Source organism: Devosia sp., assembly GCF_014860165.1.
Classification (GTDB): Bacteria; Pseudomonadota; Alphaproteobacteria; order Rhizobiales; family Devosiaceae; genus Devosia.
Map to the genome: position 1 here is coordinate 41,083 of NZ_JACZKG010000009.1, position 21,808 is coordinate 62,890.

Here is a 21,808-nt window from a genome sequence, read left to right on the forward strand (position 1 = left end):
ATATAGCGAGCTATGGGCTCGATCAAAAGAGGCTTTCCTGACGATCCGGGTCAGATTGAGGTCGTGATTTCTTCTTTATGACCGGACTGCCCGCAATCGTCGCGCCCACGGCGCCGTCGGCGAACTCGATAGCCACCATATCGCCCGGCTTGAGCCCGTCGCGCTGATGCACAAGATTGCCCTGGTCATCCTTGATCACGGCATAGCCGCGCGCCAACACACTCTTGTAGCTCAGCGACCCCAACAGCTTGCCGGCCTGCGCCAGCGTCGCGCCGCGCAGGGTCAGCCCCTGCAGCATGCTGGCATAGAGCCGCGTCGCCAGCGGGCTGAGCTGGGCCTGGCCGTGGCGGATTTCAGCCCTAAGCGTGCCCGGAGAAAGCTTGGGGCCGATTGCAGCAAGCTGGGCATGCTTGCGCTCCAGCGACTGGGCGGTGGCTGCGGCCAGGCGTGTGGCCTTTGGATCATAGGTGAAGCGGGCGCGATCGACGGTTTTGCGCACCGCGTTGTCGGAGCGAGGCGACAGGTTCCCGAGACGTTCACCCAGTTCGGTCTGCCGGCGCAGCAGCAGGTGCGGCGTCAGGCGCGGCTCCACGCGGGCCAGGTGCACGCGCCGGTCCTGCACCGAATGGCGCAGGCAGGCCAGGAGGTTACTGGCGGCATGGTCGAGCCGTTGCCGCTGGCCCGAGACCAGGTCACCGGGCCGGGGCAGGCCCGCCGCCGCCGCGCGAAACCGGTCCCGTGCGGTGCTGGCAATGCGGCGGCTGGCCTGGCGCTGCCGCGCGCCCAGATCATCGACATAGCCGACCAGTTCCGCCCGCACCGGCACCGCCGCTTCGGCGGCAGCCGTCGGCGTCGGCGCGCGCATGTCCGAGGCATAGTCGATCAGCGTCGTATCGGTCTCGTGCCCCACGGCGGAGATGACGGGAATGCCGCTGGCGGCGACGGCGCGGACCACCGCCTCCTCGTTGAAGCCCCACAGATCCTCGATCGAGCCGCCGCCGCGTGCCACGATCAGCAGGTCCGGGCGGGGGATGGGGCCATCGGGCAGCAGCGCGTTGAATCCCTCGATGGCGTTGACCACCTCTGGCGCGCAGGTCTCGCCCTGCACACGCACCGGCCAGACCAGCACATGGCTGGGGAAGCGATCGGCCAGTCGATGCAGGATATCGCGGATAACCGCCCCGGTGGGCGAGGTGATGACACCGATGACGCGCGGCAGATAGGGCAGGGGGCGCTTGCGCTCCCGCGCGAACAGGCCCTCGGCATGGAGCTTGCGCCGCCGCTCTTCGAGCAGCGCCATCAGCGCCCCGGCGCCGGCCGGCTCGATATTTTCGATGACGATCTGGTACTTGCTCGAGCGGGGGAAGGTGGTGAGCCTTCCGGTGGCGATGACCTCCAGCCCCTCCTGCGGCTTGAAGGTCAGGCGCGCATAGCTGGTCTTCCAGACGACCGCGTCGATCGACGCATTCTCGTCCTTGAGCGTGAAATAGGCGTGGCCGGAAGCATGCTGGCCGCGATAGCCGGAAATTTCGCCCCGCACCCGCACATGGCCGAACTCGTCCTCGACGGTGCGCTTGACCGCCTGGGCGATCTCGCTGACGGAAAATTCGGGGGCGTTGGTAAGGATCTCGGCCATGCCATCTGGTGCGACATCGAATGTGTCAGGTCAAGCCCGCGCTATTCCGCTGCCTCGGCCTGGCGCGGCGCGGGCAGGTTGCCCATCGACTGCACGATATGATTGGCCAGGGCATCATAAATGCCTCCATAGGCGTGGCTGGCGCGCATCAGGGCGATCTGGGCATCGGCCAGGCGCGGCAGGCTCTGCTCGTCACTGATGACGCGCATCCCGGGCTGCAACGCACTCTCCGGCAAGAAACCGACGGCGAGGTCGGACAGCACGGCGCTCGAAATGGCGGTCGCGTTGGAGGACGTATAGGCAATGCGATAGTCCTTGCCGGTGCGGTCGAGCTGTTCCATGGCATCCTTGCGCCAGATGCAGCAATTGGGGCCGCAGGCAATGGCGAGTGGTTCGCTGGCCAGGGCCCGGCCGCCATGGCTGGCCACCCAGAACATGCGCTCGGTGCGGAACAGCTCACCGAAATTCTGCTCGGTGCCCTGGGTGAAGACGATCAGGTCGTAGCGTCCCGCCCGCATGCCCTGCAGCAGTTCTTCGGAGGCCATGCAGCTCACATCGACCGCAATTCGGGGATGGGTCCGCTGGAAACTGGACAGAATCACCGGCAGCAGGCGCACGGCATAATCGTCGGGCACGCCGAAGCGGATCGAACCCGCCAGGTCGCCATCCGAGAAGTGGTCGAGTATCTCGGCATTGGTCCGCAGCATCTTGCGGGCGCGGGAATAGAGTGCCTCGCCATGCAGGGTCAGCGTCACGCTGCGCCCATCGCGCGTCAGCAGCGTCTGCCCGAGCCGCTCTTCCAGGCGCTTGATCTGCATGGAGACGGCGGACTGGGTCTTGTTCACCCGGCGCGCCGCCTCGGTAAAGCTGCCGCAATCGGCAATGGCACAGAAGCTCTGCAATTGGTCGAGATCGAGGGGTGCGGTCATCGCGATGTTCCATCACTCGAATTGATAAGGCAGATGAAATCTATTTGTTGGACGAATGGATGTCCAGAGCGCTATCACATCATCATCGACGCAAAGACCTCGCGGCGAACCCGCCGGCCTCCCCGGCACAACCACATGTTTGGAGATTACCATGGCTCTCTCGCTTCCCGGCGAGCGGTCACTTGCGGCCGCCACGCCCGCCAATCCGTTTGCCGCATTCGTGCGCTGGATCGCCAAGGCAAAAGCCGCCCGTGCCCGTCGGGTAGCGCTGTCGGCCCTGCTGGAACTCGATCATGCCAGGCTGAACGATCTGGGTATTTCGCGCAACGACATCACCGCTGCCCTGGCGGCCAAGTCGCACGCCCCGATCCTCAACGCCGCCCGCGCCCGCAACGCCCGCGCCTGATCGATCACCCTAAATTCGAGCTTGCGCCGGCATCGACCTCCAGCCGGCGCCTCCCCGTTGGTACGAACAATCGTTTTCGAGCGCTCGTGCCATCTCCCGGGCCGGTTTTGCCGCCGGTCCCGTTTCCTGATGACTTGCCGGACCGGCGCCTCGGGCGCTTGTCCGGCTTTTTTCGTCAGGCCGTCGGGTCGAATTCTACGCCGATCTCGAACTCGGTCTTCCACTTGGCGATGCAGGCAAACCGGCGCCCATCATCCATCAGCAGCTCGAAGGCATCGGGGATGCCGACAACACCGGCGACCTTGAGTCGCGCTCCAGTTGCGGACAGGTTTCGCACGGTACACTGGAAGGTCGAAAAGCCATCGTTGATGACGATGCGGCCACCCTTGAGCACGCGCTGGCGTGGGGCGACGCGATGATCTTCCGTCATGCTGGACTCTCCAGACTAGGGGAGCTGGGCGAACCCGTCCTTGAAGCCATTGAGCGACACGGGAATGCCGATGCCCTCTTCCGGGGTCTTGAAGACGACGAAAATGGCATCCGTGCCAGCTGACAGCGTCTCGATCAGGCTGTCGTCCAGCACGACTTCGGCCACGCAGCCATTGGGCAGGCAGCGCACGAAGGCCACGCGGCCCATATCCTTGCCGTCGACATTGAGGCCAAGCCCGTTTGGGAGCAACACGCCCAGCGGCGCCAGCACGCGCAGCAGGCGCGCCTCGCGATCGGCCGTGCGGAGCACAATGACCGAGAGGCCGACATTGGGCTGGTCCTCGGCCATCACATTCTGGATGATGGCGCATTGCTCGAAGCTGGCTCCGGGCGGCGTGTCGCAGCTCATCTGCCAATCGCCGTACTGCGCGCGCACGACGCCCTGGCCGAGGCCCGCGCCTGTCGCACTCACGATGGCGGCCAGAGCAAGGCCCAGCCCGGCCAGACGACGCTTCACAATCCGCTTCACTCTGTCAATTCTCCCGACGAATCGCGCGTTAGCGCGAGGCCTTTCCTGTTTCCGACAGGCAGGGGACCAAGTCAACCAACGCCCGGAAATGCTGGGGATATGCGGTCAAACTGCGGCGGGGATGAGGCGTGTTCCCGTGGGGCTGGCGCACAATATGACGCAGTCGCCGCGCCGCTCGCTGCAATGGACTTGGCCTTTGCGATGTGATTTAGGTCAAGGAAGAGTTTTTCGCTCCGAGGTTGAGTCGGGGCGGCGTTTGCTATGCCGCTGTTTTCGCCCCCTCAATCCCGGTGTGGACACACCAAATGGAAGTCGACAGGGGGTTTAGGTGACCGGGCAGTTCTTGAGAAAGATGGGGGCTCTTTCGGCAGCCGCAATGGCGCTGATCCCGGCTTTGGCCACCGCGCAGGAAGAAGTTGGCACCGCAGCGGGCCATCCGCTGCCCGGCCAGTATCACCTGCAGCGCTCCGTGACCCCGATCATGGACTCGATCACCAGCTTCCATGATGGCATCTTGATGTGGACCATCAGCCTGATCGTGGTCTTCGTGCTGGCGCTGCTGGTATGGATCATGTTCCGCTACAATGCCAAGCGGAACCCTGTCCCGGCCGGCTTCACCCACAATACGCTGGTCGAAATCGTCTGGACGGTCCTGCCGGTCGTTATTCTCATCATCATCGCTATCCCCTCCTTCGGCGTGCTGAGCGACCAGCTGACGACGCCCGATGGCGAGCGCAAGTATCTGGGCGCCAACATCTTCTCGTTCGGCGAAGTCGAGGTTCCGGCGCCCGAGCTGACCGTCAAGGTGACCGGCGTACAGTGGTCCTGGTCTTACGAGTATGTGGACCAGGGGCTGTTCTTCGATTCCTTCATGCTCAATGAAGAAGACCGCGCGGCTACCAAGCCGGGCCAGCCGCGCCTGCTGGCGGTCGACAACGAACTCGTCGTCCCGGTGGATACGACGGTGCGTGTCCAGGTCACCGCCGATCCGACCGGCGTTATCCATGCTTTCGCCGTGCCGTCATTCGGCATCAAGATCGACGCCGTGCCCGGCCGTCTCAACGAGACCTGGTTCAATGCGCGCGAGACGGGCATCTATTACGGCCAGTGCTCGGAGCTGTGCGGCAAGGACCATGCGTTCATGCCCATCGCCGTGCGCGTGGTCACCAAGGAAGAATTCGCGGCCTTCATCGCGGCGTTCGAGGGCGGCGACTATGCCGCCGCCAACGCCACGCTCGTGGCCGTGCAGTAACAAAAGGGTCAGGGGACACTACAAATGGCTGACACAACCGCCCACCTCGAAGCCCACGCGACCGGCCACGATGCCGCCTCGCACCATGAGCCCACCGGCTGGCGCCGCTGGGTCTATTCGACCAATCACAAAGACATCGGCATCATGTACCTGGTCTTCGCGATCGTCGCGGGGATCATCGGTGGCCTTCTGTCCGGCGTCATGCGCATGGAGCTTCAGGAACCCGGCATCCAGATTTTCCATGGTCTGGCAGCGATGGTCTATGGCGTTTCCGGTGGCGAAGCGCTCGATGCGGGCAAGAACATGTACAACGTGTTCACCACCGCTCACGCGCTCATAATGGTGTTCTTCGTGGTCATGCCCGCCACCATGGGCGGCTTTGCCAACTATTTCGCACCCCTGATGATCGGTGCACCCGACACCGCCTTCCCGCGCATCAACAACATTGCGTTCTGGCTGTTGCCGCCCGCCTTCATCCTGCTGCTGATGAGCCTGTTCTTCGAAGGCGCCGGTGGTCCTGGTGGGCTCGGCTTCGGTGGCGGCTGGACCGTCTATCCGCCGCTCTCGACCGTTGGCCACTCCGGCCCGGCCATGGACTTTGCCATCCTGTCGCTGCACGTGGCCGGTGTGAGCTCGATCCTGGGCGCCATCAACCTGATCACCACCATCTTCAACATGCGCGCTCCGGGCATGACACTGCACAAGATGCCGCTCTTTGCCTGGTCCGTACTGGTGACGGCATTCCTGCTGCTGCTGGCACTGCCCGTGCTGGCCGGCGCCATCACTATGCTGCTGACTGACCGCAACTTCGACACGGCCTTCTTCGATCCCGCCAAGGGCGGCGATCCGGTCCTGTTCCAGCACCTGTTCTGGTTCTTCGGTCACCCCGAAGTGTACATCATGATCCTGCCGGGCTTCGGCATCATCAGCCACATCGTATCGACCTTCAGCCGCAAGCCGATCTTCGGCTACATGGCCATGGCCTATGCCATGGTCGCCATCGGCTTCGTCGGTTTCGTCGTGTGGGCTCACCACATGTACACCACGGGCCTCAGCCTGGATGTGCAGCGCTACTTCGTTGCCGCCACCATGGTCATCGCGGTGCCGACGGGCGTCAAGATTTTCAGCTGGATCGCCACCATGTGGGGCGGCTCGATCACCTTCAAGTCGCCCATGCTCTGGGCCATCGGCTTCATCTTCCTGTTCACCGTTGGTGGTGTGACGGGTGTGGTGCTGGCCAATGCCGGTGCTGACCGCGCGCTGCACGACACCTATTATGTGGTCGCGCACTTCCACTACGTGCTGTCGCTGGGTGCCGTGTTCTCGATCTTCGCGGCCTGGTACTACTGGTACCCCAAGATGTTCGGCTACATGTACAACGAGTTCCTGGCTCAGCTGCACTTCTGGGTCATGTTCGTCGGCGTGAACCTGATCTTCTTCCCGCAGCATTTCCTCGGCCTTGCCGGCATGCCGCGCCGCTATATCGACTATCCGGACGCATTCGGTTTCTTCAACCGCATCTCCTCGTTCGGCTACTACATCACGTTCGCGGCCATGCTGATCTTCTTCTACGCAACCTGGGAAGCCAGCCGGAAGAAGCGCCCGGCCGGTGACAACCCGTGGGGTGATGGCGCGACGACGCTGGAATGGACTCTGTCCTCCCCGCCGCCGTTCCACCAGTTCACCACGCTGCCCAAGATCGACTCGACCAACGCACACTAAGGTATCGAGGGCCGCGTCCGCGCGGCCCGCTCCACACCAACCAAGGCTAGGCCATTGGCTCTGATCGACGACAGCAGGAACCTGCCCGGCATGGCCGGCGAAGCGCGCGTGGAGGATTACCTCGCGCTGCTGAAGCCGTCCGTCATGCAACTGGTCGTGTTCACTGCCATCGTCGGGCTGATTGTGGCGCCGGGCGGCATCAACCCGGTCATAGCAGTCATCGCCATTGCCTGCATCGCCATCGGGGCCGGCGCCTCGGGCGCGCTCAACATGTGGTATGATGCCGATATCGACGCCATCATGAGCCGCACGCAAAACCGGCCAATTCCTGCCGGCCGCATGCCCCGCGAGCATGCGCTGGTCTTCGGCTTGGTGCTGTCAGGATTCTCGGTGGCGCTGCTCGGGCTCGCGACCAACTGGGTCGCTGCGGGCCTGCTCGCCTTCACCATCTTCTTCTACGCCGTCATCTATACGATGTGGCTCAAGCGCTCGACCCCGCAGAACATCGTCATTGGCGGCGCGGCCGGGGCTTTCCCGCCGGTCGTCGGCTGGGCTGCGGTCACGGGTACGGTGTCGCTCGAAAGCGTCGTGCTGTTCCTGATCATCTTCCTGTGGACCCCGCCGCATTTCTGGGCGCTGGCGCTCTACAAGCAATCCGATTATGGCGCTGCCGGCGTGCCGATGATGCCTAACGTGGTGGGCGAGGCTTCGACCAAGCTGCAGATTTTCGTCTATACGCTGATCCTCGCCGCATCGGCCATGCTGCCGACCTGGTTCGGCTTTGCCGGCTGGGTGTACACGACCGTGGCCGTGATCACAGGCGCATCGTTTATCCTCCTGGCCTGGCGCCTGCTGCAGACGCGCGAGGACATCGCCATGCGCAAGTCGGCCCGGACCCTGTTCAATTACTCGCTGAGCTATCTGTTCATCGTGTTCTTCGCCTTCATGACCGACAACCTGCTGACGCGTTTCGGGGGCTCGATCTGATGAGCGCCCCTGACGAAATGCGCAGCGTTGAGCCCGAGACGCCCGAAGTGGCAGCGGCGCGGGCCCGGATCCGTCGCCGGCGTTCGATTGCGCTCGGCATCGCGCTGGCGCTGTTTGCGGTGACTTTCTACGTGCTGACCATCGCCAAGATGGGCCCGGCGCTGTTTGATCGGTCGCTGTGATGACCGAACTGCACCACCCCGGCATCGATCCTGTCCTGGCTCGCCGCAATAAGCGCGTGGCGATGGCCGGATTGTTCGTCGCAGCGGGCATGGTCGGCCTGGCCTATGCCTCGGTGCCGCTCTACCAGCTGTTCTGCCAGATCACCGGCTTTGGCGGCACCACCCAGATCGCCGGCGACGCGCCCAAGGGCTTCATCGCCCGGCAGATGACGGTGCGCTTCGATTCCAACGTGGCCCACGACCTGGCCTGGACCGTGACGCCCGCGGCGCACATCACAGACAATATCGGCAAGGTCGACACGGTCAATTTCGTGGCGACCAACAATTCGGACCAGCCGATTACAGGTATGGCCGTGTTCAACGTCTCGCCCGAAAAGGCCGGCGTTTACTTCAACAAGATCGAATGCTTCTGCTTCACCGAGCAGACGCTGCAGCCCGGCCAAACCGTGGACATGCCGATCGTGTTCTTCGTCGATCCCGAGCTCGACGACAACCAAGAGCTCGACACCATCAAAGAGATCACGCTCTCTTACACTTTCTACGCTTCAGACAACGAGGGAAGCTGACCATGGCCGGAATAGCCAAGAACCACGACTATCACATGGTCGAACCGAGCCCGTGGCCGTTCGTTATGTCGGCCGCCGTGCTGATCATGGCCATGGGTGCCATCTTCTGGATGAAGGACTGGACCCCGTTCGTCTTCTTCATCGGCCTGGCTGGCGTGCTCTACACCATGTTTGCCTGGTGGAGCGACGTGATCAAGGAAGCCAACCAGGGCGACCATACGGCCGTTGTGCAGATGCACCACCGCTATGGCATGATGCTGTTCATCGCCTCCGAAGTGATGGTGTTCTTCGGCTTCTTCTGGGCCTATTTCGACGGCTTCTTCCGCTGGGATGACGTCGAGCAATATGCCCGCCTCGCCGCCAGCGGCGGTGCCTGGCCGCCGACAGGCGTCGAGCTGTTCGACCCCTTCCACCTGCCCCTGTTCAACACCCTACTCCTACTGACCTCGGGCACCACGGTGACCTGGGCCCACCATGCGCTGCTCGAAGGCGACCGCGAAGGCCTCAAGTGGGGCCTCGTGCTGACCGTGCTGCTGGGCGCCGTGTTCACCGGCGTGCAGATCCTTGAATACAGCGAGGCCGGCTTCTCCTTCGCCGGCAGCATGTATGGCGCCACCTTCTTCATGGCGACGGGCCTGCATGGCTTCCACGTGTTGATCGGCACCATCTTCCTGCTGGTCTGCCTCATCCGGGCGTTGCGCGGCGATTTCACCCCCGAGCGTCACCTCGGCTTCGAATTCGCTGCCTGGTACTGGCACTTCGTGGACGTGGTCTGGCTGTTCCTGTTTGCCTCGATCTATGTCTGGGGCAGCTGGGGCGTGGCGATCCATCACTAGTCCGCCCGGACGAAAATTCACGGGGCGCAGCCGGAAGCTGCGCCCCGAATTGTTTGGAGACCAGTTTTGGCCCAGCCGTCGCCCATCCTGACCGGTCTGCTCTGCCGCTGCCCGCGCTGCGGCGAGGGCAAGCTGTTTGCCGGCTACCTCAAGGTGGCGCCCGTCTGCGCCACCTGCGGGCTCGACCTCAAATTCGCCGACAGCGGCGATGGCCCGGCCATCTTCGTCATTTTCCTGGTCGCGCCCATCGTCATCGGCCTGGCCCTGCTGGTCGGGGCGCTGTTCAATCCGCCGCCCTATGTCCACCTGATCCTCTGGATCCCTACGACCCTGGTTCTGTCGCTCCTGCTGCTGCCGCCCTTCAAGGGCGTGCTGGTGGCGCTGCAATATCGCCACGATGCCCATGAGGGCCACCAGTGAGCGAGCGGCGCGTCAGTCCGGTGATGACGTGGACCTTCGCGGTCCTGATGCTGGCCCTTGCCGCCACCTGCGTCTGGCTCGGCACCTGGCAGTTGCAGCGGCTGGGCGAGAAGGAAGCCCTGGTCGCCGCCGTCGATGCCCGGTTGGATGCGGATCCGGTGCCGGTGCCACCGGCGGAGCAGTGGGCCGAACTCGACCTCGAAGCCCTCAATTTCCAGCCGGTCTCGCTTACCGGCGCGTTCCGCTACAATCAGACTGTGACTGTGTTCACCAGCCTCGCCAATGCGCGCGGCCCGGCAGACGGCCCCGGCTACTGGGTGGTGACGCCCTTCCTGTTGGCCGAAGGCGGCACCGTCTTCGTCAATCGCGGTTTCGTGCCGCAGGATTACCAGGAAGCGGCGGTTACCGACGGCCAGGGCGAGGATGGCCAGGTCACGATATCGGGCCTGCTGCGCCCCGCTGAGGCCGCCGGCATGATGACGCCCGGCCCCAATACGTCCGACCGCATCGAATGGGTGCGCGACCCCCAGCGCCTCGCCGAGATGGTCGATCCGGCTCTTGCGCCCTTCGCCCCCTTCTATGTCGACCTGCCGGCCGGTCCGGCAGGAGAGCTGCCACAGGGCGGCGAAACCGTGGTCGAATTCCCCAACAACCACCTGGGCTACGCCTATACCTGGTACGGCTTCGCCATCGTCGCCGTGGTCATGCTCGCCTTCTGGCTGGCCCGCCAGCGCGCCTCCGGCAGTGGTTGAGCCAGCAAACTTGCGGTTCCCCCTCCGTTTCACTAGGTTGCAACAATTCTAAAAGGGCGCTTCTCCCGAATGCAGTTTGTCTCAACGCGCGGCCAGGCGCCGGTGCTCGGTTTCTCTGACGCGGTCCTTGCTGGTCTGGCTTCCGACGGCGGCCTCTATGTGCCGCAGACCTGGCCCCAGATCGACGCCACCGAGATCGCCGCCTTCGCCGGCAAGCCCTATGCCGATGTCGCTTATGCCATCATCAGCCGCTTCACCGGCGATGAGATCGCGCCCAACAAGCTCAAGCAGATCATCGACGACGCCTATGCAGTCTTTCGCCACCCCTCGGTGACGCCACTGCTCGAGCTCGAACCCAACCACTTCGTGCTGGAGCTGTTCCACGGGCCGACGCTGGCCTTCAAGGACGTGGCCATGCAGTTCTTGAGCCGGGTGATGGATCACATCCTGGCCGAACGCGGCCTAAAGGCGACCATTGTCGGCGCCACCTCGGGCGATACCGGTTCGGCGGCCATCGAGGCCTTCCGCGGCCGCGACACAACCGACATCTTCATCCTCCATCCCCAGGGCCGCACCTCCCCGGTGCAGCGCCTGCAGATGACGACGGTGCTCGATCACAACGTCCATAACATCGCGCTCGAGGGGACGTTCGACGACTGCCAGAACATCGTCAAGGCGATGTTCAACAATCACCGCTTCCGCGACCGCGTGCGGCTCTCCGGCGTCAATTCCATCAACTGGGGCCGCATCGTCGCGCAGATCGTCTATTACTTCACATCAGCCGTGTCGCTGGGCAGCCCCCACCGCAAGGTGAGCTTCACCGTGCCGACCGGCAATTTCGGCGACATCTTCGCCGGCTACTGCGCCAAGGCCATGGGCCTGCCGATCGACCGGCTGGTCATAGCCACCAATGCCAATGACATCCTGCGCCGGACCCTGGATACCGGTCGCTACGAGATGGATGGCGTGGCCCCCACCATCAGCCCCTCGATGGATATCCAGATATCTTCCAATTTCGAGCGACTGCTGTTCGAGAGCGCCGGGCGCGATGCCGCTGCCGTGGTGCGCATGATGGACGGGCTGAAGCAGTCAGGCGGCTTTGCCTTGCCCGACAACGCCCTCGGCGCCATCCGCCGCGATTTTGCTGCCGGCACCACCGGCGAAGCGGAAACGGTGGCGACCATCGCCACCATATTGCGGAACTCGGGCTATCTGCTCGATCCTCATACCGCCGTCGGCGCCCATGTGGCGCGCAGCCACCTCGGTGCGACGCCGATGGTGACGCTGGCAACGGCGCATCCCGCCAAATTTCCGGCTGCCGTGAAGGCCGCGTCGGGTATCGATCCGGCACTGCCGGCGTGGCTGGCCGATCTACATAGCCGCCAGGAGCGCCTCAGCGTCCTTGCCAACGACCAGACGGCAGTCGAAGATTTCATTTCAGCGCGTACGCGCGCTGCCTGACGAACGGGGGCCAGTGGTCGCTCGACCGCAGGCCTCGTGGAGGAGCCTCGTGTGAGCGTACAATCGACGACCCTTGATAATGGCATGGTGGTGCTCACCGATAATATGCCGCATCTCGAAAGTGCTTCCCTCGGCGTCTGGGTCAAGGCCGGCGCGCGCAGCGAGCGCAAGGCCGAGCACGGCATTTCACACCTGCTCGAGCACATGGCGTTCAAGGGCACCACGTCGCGCTCCGCCTTGCAGATTGCCGAGGCGATCGAGAATGTCGGCGGCGACCTCAATGCAGCAACCTCGATCGAGCATACCGGCTATTTCGCCCGGGTGCTCAAGGAAGACGTGGTTCTCGCCGCGGACATTCTGTCCGATATCCTGCAGAATTCTTTGTTCGAGGACGACGAACTGACACGCGAGAAGCAGGTTATCGTTCAGGAGATCGGCGCAGCGCGCGACAATCCCGACGATCATGTCTTCGACCTGTTCCAGGCCGCGGCATTCCCCACCCAGCCAATCGGTCGCACCATCCTGGGCACGGTGGATTCGGTGCGCGAATTCACCCCCGACACCGTTCGCAAATACATGAACCGCAACTATGTGGGCGACCACATGGTCATGGCTGCGGCCGGCAATGTCGATCATGACGGGCTGGTCGATGTTGCCCGCGAGCGCTTCGCGACGCTCAAGCCCAATGGTGCCCCGGCGCCGCAGCGGGCCGAATACCAGGGCGGCGAGGAGCGCCTCCTGTCCGACCACGAACAGGCCCATATCGTCATCGGCTTCGAAGGCCGCGCCTACAATGCAGACGGCTTTTATGCCGCGCAGGTCCTGGCATCGATCCTGGGCGGCGGCATGAGCTCGCGCCTGTTCCAGGAGGTGCGCGAAAAACGCGGCCTCTGTTACTCGGTCTATTCCTTCCACTGGGCCTTTGCCGATAGCGGCGTGTTCGGCGTCGCCGCGGCCACGGGCGGGGACGAGGTCGGCGACCTGGTGCCGGTCGTGCTCGACGAACTCAAGCGCGCCACCGAGAGCATCACCGACGACGAGGTGATCCGCGTCCGCAACCAGATCAGGGCGGGCCTGCTGATGTCGCTGGAGAGTCCGTCGGCGCGCGCCGGGCAGTTGGCCCGCCAGCAGATCCTGTGGGGCCGGCCCATCCACATGCAGGAGACGGTGGACCGCATCAATGCCATCACCGCCCGGCGGGTGCAGGATGTGGCCGAGCAGATATTCACCATTGGTTCGCCCACGCTGGCGGGCATTGGCCCCATCGGCAATCTTGCCGATGTCGGCACCATTGGCGACCATCTCAAGCGCTGAGGCCGCTGACCCTTCATGCTGTGGCCCTGGTCATCCCCTGCACCGCTGATAGCCCTGCGTGGCCCACGCGTGCTGCTGCGCCTGCCACGCATGGACGACTATGAGCCTTGGTATGCCCTGCGCCACGCGAGCCGGGATTTCCTGCGCCCGTTCGAGCCGCGCTGGACCGAGGCCGACCTCGGGCGGCGCGTCTTCGCCTCACGGGTCAAGCGGGCGCGCGAGGAAGCTGAGGAGGGGAGCGACTATTCGTTCTTCATCTTTCTCCCTGCGGGCCAGCAGGAGACGCTGGTTGGCGGCATTACCCTGTCGAATGTGCGACGCCGGGCGGCGCAATTCGTCAGCCTGGGTTATTGGATGGGCCAGCCATTCGCCGGCCAGGGCCTGATGAGCGAAGCTGTGGGCGTCAGCCTGCCATTCGTTTTCGACACGCTCGACCTGCACCGCATTCACGCTGCCTTCCTGCCGGGCAATGCCGCATCGCGCCGGGTGCTGGAAAAGAACGGCTTCGTCGAAGAAGGCTTTGCCGAGAAATACCTGCAGATCAATGGTCGCTGGGAAGACCATGTGCTCATGGGACTGACCAAGGAGCGGTACGAGATGGGCCGCTATTCCCGGAGCCTCTAGTGGCTCGACAGGCCACGCCGTCCAAACTATCTATAAAATCATGCCCGAACCCAAAGCTGAGACCATCGCCGCACGCATCAGCCGCGTTTTGGCTGAGCGCATCATCGCCGGAAGCATCGACCCGGGCTCCCGCCTGCGTCAGGACCACGTCGCTGCCGAATTTGACGCCAGTCACGTCCCGGTCCGCGAGGCGTTCCGGCGGCTGGAGGCGCAAGGGCTGGCGGTCAGCGAACCAAGGCGCGGTGTTCGGGTCGCGGCCTTCGATCTGGCTGAAGTGCGCGAGGTGGCGGAAATGCGTGCCGCGCTGGAAGTGCTGGCGTTGGAGCATGCGGCGCCGAACCTGACCAAGACTATCCTCGATCGCGCGGAAGCCGTGACGCGAGCCGGCGACAATTCGGCCGACGTCGCCATGTGGGAAGCCGCCAATCGGCTGTTCCATCGCACCTTGCTCGCGCCCTGCAACATGCCGCGGCTCCTTGCCGCCATCGATGACCTGCATGCCAAGAGTGCCCGGTTTCTCTTCGCGTCCTGGCGCTCGACCTGGGAAGTGCGCACCGACCATGACCATCTGGCGATCCTTGCCGCGTTGCGGTCCGGCAATGTCGAGGAGGCCTGCGCTGTGCTGGGGCGCCACGCCCGCTGGATCGGCCAGCGTCCGGTGCGGACCGCCACGGGCCAGACCCGCAAGATGTTCAACATCGTCGGTTAGGGCTTGCACGGTCGCCTCTATCGAGTCTTAGTAGATTGCCGAACAAAATTATCTATAATTGCTGAGGACGATCAATGGCTCAACCGAATGCTACCCTTTCCTACAGCCCGCTCCGCGTCGAGGAACGTTCCCTGCCCTGGCAGCTCGCAGCCTTGGCGTTGGGCACTCTGCTGCTGGCCGCCTCGTCCTATGTCGAGGTTCCGATGGTGCCCGTGCCCATGACCATGCAGACCTTTGCCGTCATGCTGGTGGGCGCACTCTACGGCTGGCGCCTGGGTGGCCTCACCATTGTCGCCTGGTTGATCGAGGGAGCCCTCGGCCTGCCCGTTCTGGCCGGCGGCGCCTCCGGCGCTGCCCATTTCCTTGGCGCGACCGGTGGCTACCTGTTTGCCTTCCCCGTTTGCGGCGCCCTTGTGGGCTGGCTGGCCGAACGTGGCTGGAACGGCAGCCGACCCGTGCTTGCCTTCCTGGCGGCGCTGGCGGGCAATGTAGCTTGCCTGGCGCTGGGTGGCGCCTGGCTGGCGGTGATGATCGGCGCCGAAGCGGCGCTCATCCACGGCGTTGCGCCGTTTATTGTCGGCGCAGTACTGAAGTCGGTACTCGGCGCTGCGGCCCTGGCCTTGCTCCATCGCCGCGCCAAGGCATGACCGTTCGCCTGCGCGCACATCACCTGTTGTGCATGCTGACCTATGTGGGCAGGGGATATACCCCTGCCTTCGTCGAGAACTATGGCGGCGTGGTCGCGCGGCTGTCGCGGCGCGCGCCGATCCGGCTGGTGGATGGCCCCGACGATATCTGCGCGCCGATCCAGCATATCGCCAGCGCCCATTGCTACAATGACAGCGTGGGCGAGCGTGATTGGCTTGCGCGCGATGCGGTGCAGAGCCTCCTTGGCGCAGCAGTTGATCTGGATCGCGAGTTCAGCCTCGATACTGCCATGCTGACCCGCTTCCGGGAGGGCTTCAGCCAGGGACAAACCCGCGCCGCCTGCAATGGCTGCGAATGGGCGGCCCTGTGCGATAAGGTCGCCGGGGCGGGCTATCCCGGTGCCGCGCTGCAGCTGCAAGGCGACTGACACGGCAAGGCGTTGCTATTTGGCAACAGGCCGCTAGCCTTGTCGCAAGCGTCAATCCCCGCTACCAAAGGGCGCTCCCGCCAAGAGGATGCCGTTCCTGCACTCGGCTGCGTTTGCATGCTCCCGCCGGAACGCTGCCACAATGAAGCCTACCGCAGGATATAATCGCCACTGATGCGTCACCTCTTTGCACTCGCGATGTGTCTTGCGTTCGCGCTGGCCGCTCTTGCTCCCGCCGCCGCCTTCGAAGTCATCTCGGTCCCCGAGGACGTCAACGCCGTCAATCTGTCCGACGTCATCGAGACCCAGCCGGGCACCAACGGGCGTGTGCAACTCTCCACCGCGCCCGGCGAGGATGGCATCATCCGCCGCATCGAAGTCCTGGCCACCGGGCAGGGGACCAATCCCAACTTCGCGCTCTTCGCGCTGCGCAACGAGAGCGACCAGCAGATCGAGCGCCTGCTCGTGGCGCCCTTCTTCCGGCTGCCTGGCTCCGGTATCTTCCAGCCCGACCTGGGCGATGATCGCCTGACCGCGCTCACGCCCAGTGCCGGCATCCGCCCGGTCCGCCTCACAGACAGCGAAGCCGATGTCTTCGAAGTGACGCTCGACCCCGGCGCGACGGTGACCTTCGTTGCCGAATTGTCGGGCCAGCAACTGCCCGAGCTCTATCTGTGGCAGCCTAACGCCTACCGCGATTATGTGAACTCCTTCACCCTGTTCCGCGGCGTGGTGCTGGGCGTCGCATCGCTGGCCGCGGTGTTCCTCACCATCATGTTCGTGGTCAAGGGGCGCGGCATCTTCCCGGCGACGGCGGCCTTTGCCTGGGCGGTGCTGATCTACCTGTTGATCGACTTTGGTGTGCTCGGCCGTGTGCTCGGCCTGCCGGCAGGCGGCATGCAGCCGCTGCGCGCCGCAGCGGAGGCGGGCATCGCCACGACCTTGGCGGGCTTCCTGTTCATCTACCTGAACCTCCATCGCTGGCACCTGCGCTTCATCCATCTCGCCCTCGGTCTGGCGGCCTTGTTCCTGGCGCTGTTTGCCTTCGCCTTCTTCCAGCCCGCCATCGCTGCCACCATTGCGCGGCTGGTGCTGGCGCTGCTGGGCGTGTCGGGTTTCTTCCTGATCCTGCTGCTGGCGCTGCGCGGCTATGACCGGGCCGTGCTGCTGGTGCCGACCTGGATCATCCTGATCTCGTGGCTGTTCTATTCGTGGCTGGTGGTCACCGGACAGGTCTCCAATGACGTCGCTCAGCCGGCCGTCGGGGGTGGCCTCGTGCTCATCGTCATGCTGCTGGGCTTTACGGCGGTGCAGCACGCCTTTTCCGAGGGGCAGGTGTCCATCGGCACGCTCAGTGAGGTCGAGCGGCGCGCGCTGGCGCTGACCGGCTCGGGTGACTTCGTCTTTGACTGGAATATCGAGCGCGACCGTGTTTCGGTGAGCGACGAACTGGCGACGCGCCTGGGCGAAAAGCGCGGCGCCCTGCGCGGCGCCATCAAGCGCTGGCTCGACCGCGTCCACCCTGATGACCGCGACCGTTTCCGCACCGCCTTCGACACACTGGTCGAACTGCGCCGCGGCAAGGTTTCGGCCGATATGCGCATCGCCGGCCACGATGGCAGCTATCGCAGCTTCCGCATGCGGGTAAAGCCGGTGCTGGGCGGCGATGGCCAGGTCAACCGTATTGTCGGCACGCTGCAGGACGTCACCGAGGACCGGGCAGCCCGCGAACGCCTGCTGCATGATGCGGTGCATGACAGCCTGACCGGCCTGCCCAACCGCCAGCTCTTTCTCGACCGGCTCGAACGCGCTTTGGTCCGGGCCCGCACGCCGGGTGGCACCAAGCCGGCGGTATTCCTCATCGACATCGACCGCTTCATGGAACTGGAAGAACGCATCGGCCACTCGGCGGCCGATTCCGTGCTCCTCGCCGTCTCGCGCCGCATAGCCCGCATCATGCGGCCGCTCGATACGGTCGCCCGTGTAACCGGCGACCAGTTCGCGGTGATCCTTGCCTCCGAGCAGGCCGCCGGCAAGATCGCCGAGACGGCCGAACAGATCCGCAAGGCGCTCAAGGCGCCGTTCAATTTCGGCGACCGTGACCTGTCTCTCTCTGCCTCGATCGGCGTCACCATCTATGACAGCAATCCGGCCACCGCCGCCGACGTGCTGCGCGACGCCGAACTGGCCATGTATTACGCCAAGCGCCTGGGCGGTGACCGCATCGAGGCCTATCGCGCCTCGGCCCGCTCCATCGCCGCCTATAACCGCGCCAGCGAGGAAGACCTCGAACGCGGCATGAAGCAGGGCGAACTGCATGTGCAGTTCCAGCCCGTGACCGATATCCAGACCGGCCAGATTGCCGGCGCCGAGGCGCTGATGCGCTGGATTCATCCGACGCGCGGCGTGGTCAACCCCGACGAATTCGTGCCCTTGGCCGAACGATCAGGCCAGATCGAAAAGCTCGGGCGGCTGGCTTTCGAGCAATCGGCGGCCCAGGCCAAGGACTGGATGATCGCCTTTGGCCTCCCGGAGGACTTCTTCATTTCGGTGAACCTGTCACCGACCCAACTGGCGACCGAGACGCTGCTCAACGACATGCGGAGCCTGGTCAGCCAGGACAAGGACCTGGCCAGCCACCTCAAGCTGGAAATCACCGAGAGCCAGGTGATGACCAATCCGGAACATTCCGCTTATATGCTGCAGGCGCTGCGCAATCTGGGACTGGGTCTGGCGCTGGACGATTTTGGCACCGGCCATTCCTCGCTGAGCTATCTGCACCGCTTCCCGTTCGATACCATCAAGATACCGGCCGCCTTCGTGAAGATGGGCGAGGCCAACGGCATGGCCCAGACCCAGGGGCCGATCATCAGGGCCGTTATGTCACTCGCTGCCGATCTCGACCTGATGGTGATCGCCGAGGGCGTGGAAACGCTCGATGAAATCGAGCGGCTGCGCCAGCTCAACTGCCGTTATGCCCAGGGTTTCGCCTTTGGCGCGGCGATGACGGGGGCTGAGCTGGGCAAGAAGCTCGCGGCGCAGCTGGGGCGGTAGGGTTTTCTCACCTCTCTCTTGGGGGAGAGGTCGGCGCATAGCGCCGGGTGAGGGGGCCTTTGAGGGTGAAGTGCGGGGCGAAGGCCTCCCACCCGACCCAAAGAATTCCTCAGGCATGCCCCGCATCGGGGCTCAGCGTCGCCCTGGTGATGTGAAGGCTGGCCAGCGCCGCTTCGTAGCGTTCTTCCACCGGTGTCTCGAACACCAGCGCGGGACTGAATGGCGCGGTAAGCCACCCATTGTTGCCGATCTCGTCCTCAAGCTGACCTGCACTCCAGCCGCAGCAGCCGAGCACGAATAGCGACGAGTGTGGCGCAGGCCCGAACGCCATGGCCTTCAGGACATCGAGGGTAGCCGTCAGCGACACGCCTGGCGTCACCGGATAGGTATTGCCGCTTTGGTAATCGGACGAGTGCAGCACGAAGCCGCGCCCCTTCTCCACCGGACCGCCCCGCATCACCGCGCGCTGCCGGATCGAGTCGGGCAGGCGAATGACGGCGTCAGGATCGCCCAGGTCGAGTTCGTCTAGAATATCGGCAAAGCGCAGATTGGCCAGCTCGTGATTGACCACCAGCCCCATGGCTCCTTCGTCGCCGTGACCGACAATCAGGATGACGCTTTCGGCGAAGCGCTCGTCGCCCATGTCGGGCATCGCCACTAGGAATTGTCCTTCAAGTGAGTTCATGGCTCAATTGTAGGCATGGTCGGCGCTCCTGCCAAGTTACGGTGCCCGCGCATCTGGTTCACGAAGGCATGATGAACCGTCAGCTATTTCTAAACCCGATCCTGCGCTAATGGCTTTCCCCATGCGTCCAATTCTCGTTGCCGCCCTCACTCTTGTCCTGCTCGCCGTCCCCGCTCAGGCGGGCGAGACGCCATGGCAGGAGGTCGCCCCCGGCGTGAAGCTGCGGCTGATCAGCACCGGACAGCTCAAGAGCAATGGCACGACGCTGGTCGGGCTCGAAATCGACATGCCCGAGACCAACAAGACCTATTGGCGCGTCCCCGGGGATACGGGCCTGCTCACGGATCTGGATTTTGCCGGGTCGACCGGCGTGCTCGACCACCAGATTCTCTGGCCCTATCCGACACGCCACCAGACGGCCGACTATCTCGACTACGCCTATTTCGGCCCTACAATCCTGCCGGTTGAGCTGACGGTGGAGCCGGGCACACCCCAGCTGGAGCTGAGCGCCATGCTGGGCGTCTGCTCCGATATCTGTGTCCCCGCGCAGGCCAGCTTTTCGCTGTCGCTGGACGATGCCGAACCGGACCGTCCCAATGGCCTGCGCATCCGTCAGGCGCTGGCCACAACGCCGATGGAGTGGCAGGGCGACCCTCAGCCGATCGGCAATGTCGAGTTCTGGCGCGACGCCGGGATGCTGGCCGTTCACGTGGGCGATCCCGACCTCGATCCGGCCTCGCTGATCGCCGCGACCGACAGCGGCGAGCCGCTGTTCGGCACGCCGCAAAAAAGCCCGGAACCAAACCTAGTGCTCATCCCTATCTTGGGCAAAGCCGACGAATTGGCCTTGGAAAACCAGTCCGTCCGGCTCACATTCCTGACGGGCATGGGTGCTTTCGAGGTCAAGCGCACCGTGAAGGTGCCGGAGGCCCACTGAACGGTGCGAGGGGGAAAGGGGCATTAGGCCTTGTCGGCGGCGCCAAAGCCGCTTATCCCGATTGCACTTGAGACTGAAGACTGGCCCCATCAGGGGGCCAAATGCATGAGGCATATCCGTCTATGATCGATCGCGGCAGTCCGGTCCCGTCTGTGCGGGTTAAACTCATCGGCGCCGACGGCGCTACGGACACAACCAGCGACACCATTCTCGGCACCGGACTGGTGGTGCTATTCACCGTTCCCGGCGCCTTCACGCCCACCTGCCACGTTAATCACCTGCCGGGCTTCCTGGCCAATGACGCCAAGCTGAAGGCCGCAGGCGTCGATCGCATCGTGTGCGCCTCGGTCAACGACCATCACGTGATGAAAGCCTGGGCTGAGGCCTCCGGTGCGCTCGGCACCATCGATTTCATCGCCGACGGCAATGCCGAACTGGCCGAGGCCCTCGGGCTTGCCAAGGATTTTTCCGGCTCAGGCATGGGCAAGCGTTTTGCGCGCTCGGCCCTGCTGATCCGTGACGGCATTGTCGACGCCGTCTTCGTCGAGGATGCACCCGGCGTCAACGCCAGTGGCGCTCCCGCCATTCTCATGGCGCTCGAAGTCGCCAAAAGCCAGCCTCTGCGTCAGGAGACCGCCCCATGAACCAGCCCTTTTCCCTGATGCTGCGCCTGTCGGCCGCTGGCGCCGCCGCGACCATGCTGGCCGGTTGCTCCATGGGCGGTCTGTTCGGCGGCGGCAATGCGGCGCAGAACCAGCAATTGCAGAACGCCACCGCCACCCCGGCGGCGGTCGCCCAGGCGCAGACCAGCGCGCTGCCCGCCATCGCCACTGAATGTCCGCCCATCCGCATCCGGCCGGGCAGCGAGGCCATGTTCTACTATGGCAATGGCCGCGTCGGCGATGCCAAGTCCCTGCAATATCAGGGCGTCATCGACGAGACCTCGCGCAATTGCGTGGTGTCCAACGGGCTGATCACGGTCAATATGGGTGTCGTCGGCCGCGTGCTGCTTGGCCCCGCCGGCAACCAGACCAGCGTCAACGCCCCCATCCGCTTCGCGGTCGAACGTGACGGCCAGGCCGTGTTTTCCGAGAAATACACCATGCCGGTCGCCATCGCAGCACCGGCGCGTTCAGCCGAATTCGTCAAGGTCATCGAAAACGTCGCCATTCCCTATCTGGGCGGCGAGGAAATCACCATCTGGGTGGGTTTCGATACGCGTGGGTGAAGTTGGCACAGTATCGCTGAGTTCAAGGGCCCGCGGATAACTCCGCGGGCTTTCTTTCCTTAGCGCGCTGCAATC

General features: G+C 64.3%; 24 protein-coding genes. 19 read left to right on the forward strand and 5 right to left on the reverse strand.

From position 1 onward, the window contains the following. Window positions 1-22: 22 nt before the first annotated feature. On the reverse strand, window positions 23-1,636 hold the full coding sequence (gene xseA, locus IH615_RS01895; protein ID WP_291359379.1) for an exodeoxyribonuclease VII large subunit: 1,614 nt from the start codon (window positions 1,634-1,636) through the stop codon (window positions 23-25). Between the two features lie 41 nt (window positions 1,637-1,677). Next, window positions 1,678-2,565: a LysR family transcriptional regulator gene (locus tag IH615_RS01900; protein WP_291359380.1), complete on the reverse strand. Its 888-nt coding sequence runs from the start codon at window positions 2,563-2,565 to the stop codon at window positions 1,678-1,680. A gap of 151 nt (window positions 2,566-2,716) precedes the next feature. On the opposite strand from IH615_RS01900, the gene IH615_RS01905 reads away from it, so the two are divergent. After that, window positions 2,717-2,971: a hypothetical protein gene (locus IH615_RS01905; protein ID WP_291359382.1), complete on the forward strand. Its 255-nt coding sequence runs from the start codon at window positions 2,717-2,719 to the stop codon at window positions 2,969-2,971. A 175-nt stretch (window positions 2,972-3,146) separates the two neighbouring features. Here the strand turns inward: IH615_RS01905 and IH615_RS01910 are convergent, their stop codons facing one another. Both IH615_RS01910 and IH615_RS01915 read right to left on the reverse strand, forming a co-directional pair. Then, window positions 3,147-3,401, reverse strand: coding sequence for a PilZ domain-containing protein (locus IH615_RS01910; protein ID WP_291359384.1), 255 nt, complete (start codon window positions 3,399-3,401; stop codon window positions 3,147-3,149). Window positions 3,402-3,416: 15 nt separating this feature from the next. Next, the gene (locus tag IH615_RS01915; protein WP_291359455.1) at window positions 3,417-3,905 is read right to left on the reverse strand and encodes an invasion associated locus B family protein; all 489 of its coding nucleotides are present in this window, start codon (window positions 3,903-3,905) and stop codon (window positions 3,417-3,419) included. 352 nt (window positions 3,906-4,257) lie between these two features. Between IH615_RS01915 and coxB the strand changes: the two genes are divergently transcribed. From coxB to IH615_RS01990, 15 genes are all read left to right on the forward strand, one after another. Continuing rightward, window positions 4,258-5,181 carry a cytochrome c oxidase subunit II gene (gene coxB / locus IH615_RS01920; protein WP_291359386.1) on the forward strand — a complete coding sequence of 308 codons (924 nt, stop codon included), beginning with the start codon at window positions 4,258-4,260 and terminating at the stop codon, window positions 5,179-5,181. A gap of 24 nt (window positions 5,182-5,205) precedes the next feature. Further along, a complete protein-coding gene (ctaD, locus tag IH615_RS01925) occupies window positions 5,206-6,903 on the forward strand; it encodes a cytochrome c oxidase subunit I (protein WP_291359387.1) in 1,698 nt (565 codons plus the stop codon). Window positions 6,904-6,957: 54 nt separating this feature from the next. After that, entirely contained in the window at window positions 6,958-7,890 is a 933-nt protein-coding gene (locus IH615_RS01930) for a heme o synthase (protein ID WP_291359388.1), read from the forward strand. Then, complete coding sequence (locus IH615_RS01935; protein ID WP_291359389.1) at window positions 7,890-8,072, forward strand: hypothetical protein; 183 nt, start codon at window positions 7,890-7,892, stop codon at window positions 8,070-8,072. Before IH615_RS01930 ends, IH615_RS01935 begins: the two co-directional genes overlap by 1 nt. After that, window positions 8,072-8,638, forward strand: coding sequence for a cytochrome c oxidase assembly protein (locus tag IH615_RS01940; protein ID WP_291359390.1), 567 nt, complete (start codon window positions 8,072-8,074; stop codon window positions 8,636-8,638). The genes IH615_RS01935 and IH615_RS01940 overlap by 1 nt, the downstream gene beginning before the upstream one ends. A 2-nt stretch (window positions 8,639-8,640) precedes the next feature. Then, window positions 8,641-9,474, forward strand: a complete 834-nt coding sequence (locus tag IH615_RS01945) for a cytochrome c oxidase subunit 3 (protein ID WP_291359391.1) — start codon at window positions 8,641-8,643, stop codon at window positions 9,472-9,474. Between the two features lie 66 nt (window positions 9,475-9,540). Then, complete coding sequence (locus IH615_RS01950; protein WP_291359393.1) at window positions 9,541-9,894, forward strand: DUF983 domain-containing protein; 354 nt, start codon at window positions 9,541-9,543, stop codon at window positions 9,892-9,894. Next, window positions 9,891-10,646: an SURF1 family protein gene (locus tag IH615_RS01955; protein WP_291359395.1), complete on the forward strand. Its 756-nt coding sequence runs from the start codon at window positions 9,891-9,893 to the stop codon at window positions 10,644-10,646. Before IH615_RS01950 ends, IH615_RS01955 begins: the two co-directional genes overlap by 4 nt. Window positions 10,647-10,715: 69 nt before the next feature. Next, on the forward strand, window positions 10,716-12,107 hold the full coding sequence (gene thrC / locus IH615_RS01960; RefSeq protein ID WP_291359396.1) for a threonine synthase: 1,392 nt from the start codon (window positions 10,716-10,718) through the stop codon (window positions 12,105-12,107). 84 nt (window positions 12,108-12,191) lie between these two features. After that, entirely contained in the window at window positions 12,192-13,421 is a 1,230-nt protein-coding gene (locus IH615_RS01965) for a pitrilysin family protein (protein WP_291359457.1), read from the forward strand. Window positions 13,422-13,436: 15 nt separating this feature from the next. After that, window positions 13,437-14,045, forward strand: coding sequence for a GNAT family protein (locus tag IH615_RS01970; RefSeq protein WP_291359397.1), 609 nt, complete (start codon window positions 13,437-13,439; stop codon window positions 14,043-14,045). Between the two features lie 40 nt (window positions 14,046-14,085). Further along, on the forward strand, window positions 14,086-14,754 hold the full coding sequence (locus tag IH615_RS01975; RefSeq protein WP_291359398.1) for a GntR family transcriptional regulator: 669 nt from the start codon (window positions 14,086-14,088) through the stop codon (window positions 14,752-14,754). A gap of 74 nt (window positions 14,755-14,828) precedes the next feature. Next, a complete protein-coding gene (locus IH615_RS01980; protein WP_291359399.1) occupies window positions 14,829-15,401 on the forward strand; it encodes a biotin transporter BioY in 573 nt (190 codons plus the stop codon). Next, a complete protein-coding gene (locus tag IH615_RS01985) occupies window positions 15,398-15,829 on the forward strand; it encodes a DUF1284 domain-containing protein (RefSeq protein ID WP_291359400.1) in 432 nt (143 codons plus the stop codon). The genes IH615_RS01980 and IH615_RS01985 overlap by 4 nt, the downstream gene beginning before the upstream one ends. A gap of 174 nt (window positions 15,830-16,003) precedes the next feature. Next, window positions 16,004-18,883, forward strand: a complete 2,880-nt coding sequence (locus IH615_RS01990) for an EAL domain-containing protein (RefSeq protein ID WP_291359401.1) — start codon at window positions 16,004-16,006, stop codon at window positions 18,881-18,883. 109 nt (window positions 18,884-18,992) lie between these two features. Here the strand turns inward: IH615_RS01990 and IH615_RS01995 are convergent, their stop codons facing one another. After that, window positions 18,993-19,568 (reverse strand): YqgE/AlgH family protein, encoded by a 576-nt coding sequence (locus IH615_RS01995; RefSeq protein WP_291359402.1) that lies wholly within the window; start codon window positions 19,566-19,568, stop codon window positions 18,993-18,995. 121 nt (window positions 19,569-19,689) lie between these two features. Between IH615_RS01995 and IH615_RS02000 the strand changes: the two genes are divergently transcribed. From IH615_RS02000 to IH615_RS02010, 3 genes are all read left to right on the forward strand, one after another. Beyond that, window positions 19,690-20,505 carry a protein-disulfide reductase DsbD domain-containing protein gene (locus tag IH615_RS02000; RefSeq protein WP_291359403.1) on the forward strand — a complete coding sequence of 272 codons (816 nt, stop codon included), beginning with the start codon at window positions 19,690-19,692 and terminating at the stop codon, window positions 20,503-20,505. Window positions 20,506-20,627: 122 nt separating this feature from the next. After that, window positions 20,628-21,149, forward strand: a complete 522-nt coding sequence (locus tag IH615_RS02005; protein WP_291359459.1) for a peroxiredoxin — start codon at window positions 20,628-20,630, stop codon at window positions 21,147-21,149. Next, complete coding sequence (locus IH615_RS02010; RefSeq protein WP_291359404.1) at window positions 21,146-21,733, forward strand: hypothetical protein; 588 nt, start codon at window positions 21,146-21,148, stop codon at window positions 21,731-21,733. The genes IH615_RS02005 and IH615_RS02010 overlap by 4 nt, the downstream gene beginning before the upstream one ends. Window positions 21,734-21,808 lie beyond the last annotated feature (75 nt).

What these genes read in the sequence shown, in the direction of transcription:
- thrC (WP_291359396.1), top strand. Translation starts at nt 10,716, where the DNA reads ATGCAGTTTGTCTCAACGCGCGGCCAGGCGCCGGTGCTCGGTTTCTCT.
- IH615_RS02010 (WP_291359404.1), top strand. Translation starts at nt 21,146, where the DNA reads ATGAACCAGCCCTTTTCCCTGATGCTGCGCCTGTCGGCCGCTGGCGCC.
- IH615_RS01945 (WP_291359391.1), top strand. Translation starts at nt 8,641, where the DNA reads ATGGCCGGAATAGCCAAGAACCACGACTATCACATGGTCGAACCGAGC.
- IH615_RS01910 (WP_291359384.1), bottom strand. Translation starts at nt 3,401, where the DNA reads ATGACGGAAGATCATCGCGTCGCCCCACGCCAGCGCGTGCTCAAGGGT.
- ctaD (WP_291359387.1), top strand. Translation starts at nt 5,206, where the DNA reads ATGGCTGACACAACCGCCCACCTCGAAGCCCACGCGACCGGCCACGAT.
- IH615_RS01965 (WP_291359457.1), top strand. Translation starts at nt 12,192, where the DNA reads ATGGTGGTGCTCACCGATAATATGCCGCATCTCGAAAGTGCTTCCCTC.
- IH615_RS01970 (WP_291359397.1), top strand. Translation starts at nt 13,437, where the DNA reads ATGCTGTGGCCCTGGTCATCCCCTGCACCGCTGATAGCCCTGCGTGGC.
- IH615_RS01935 (WP_291359389.1), top strand. Translation starts at nt 7,890, where the DNA reads ATGAGCGCCCCTGACGAAATGCGCAGCGTTGAGCCCGAGACGCCCGAA.
- IH615_RS01995 (WP_291359402.1), bottom strand. Translation starts at nt 19,568, where the DNA reads ATGAACTCACTTGAAGGACAATTCCTAGTGGCGATGCCCGACATGGGC.
- IH615_RS01980 (WP_291359399.1), top strand. Translation starts at nt 14,829, where the DNA reads ATGGCTCAACCGAATGCTACCCTTTCCTACAGCCCGCTCCGCGTCGAG.
- xseA (WP_291359379.1), bottom strand. Translation starts at nt 1,636, where the DNA reads ATGGCCGAGATCCTTACCAACGCCCCCGAATTTTCCGTCAGCGAGATC.
- IH615_RS01990 (WP_291359401.1), top strand. Translation starts at nt 16,004, where the DNA reads ATGCGTCACCTCTTTGCACTCGCGATGTGTCTTGCGTTCGCGCTGGCC.
- IH615_RS02000 (WP_291359403.1), top strand. Translation starts at nt 19,690, where the DNA reads ATGCGTCCAATTCTCGTTGCCGCCCTCACTCTTGTCCTGCTCGCCGTC.
- IH615_RS01985 (WP_291359400.1), top strand. Translation starts at nt 15,398, where the DNA reads ATGACCGTTCGCCTGCGCGCACATCACCTGTTGTGCATGCTGACCTAT.
- IH615_RS01900 (WP_291359380.1), bottom strand. Translation starts at nt 2,565, where the DNA reads ATGACCGCACCCCTCGATCTCGACCAATTGCAGAGCTTCTGTGCCATT.
- IH615_RS01940 (WP_291359390.1), top strand. Translation starts at nt 8,072, where the DNA reads ATGACCGAACTGCACCACCCCGGCATCGATCCTGTCCTGGCTCGCCGC.
- IH615_RS02005 (WP_291359459.1), top strand. Translation starts at nt 20,628, where the DNA reads ATGATCGATCGCGGCAGTCCGGTCCCGTCTGTGCGGGTTAAACTCATC.
- IH615_RS01905 (WP_291359382.1), top strand. Translation starts at nt 2,717, where the DNA reads ATGGCTCTCTCGCTTCCCGGCGAGCGGTCACTTGCGGCCGCCACGCCC.
- IH615_RS01975 (WP_291359398.1), top strand. Translation starts at nt 14,086, where the DNA reads ATGCCCGAACCCAAAGCTGAGACCATCGCCGCACGCATCAGCCGCGTT.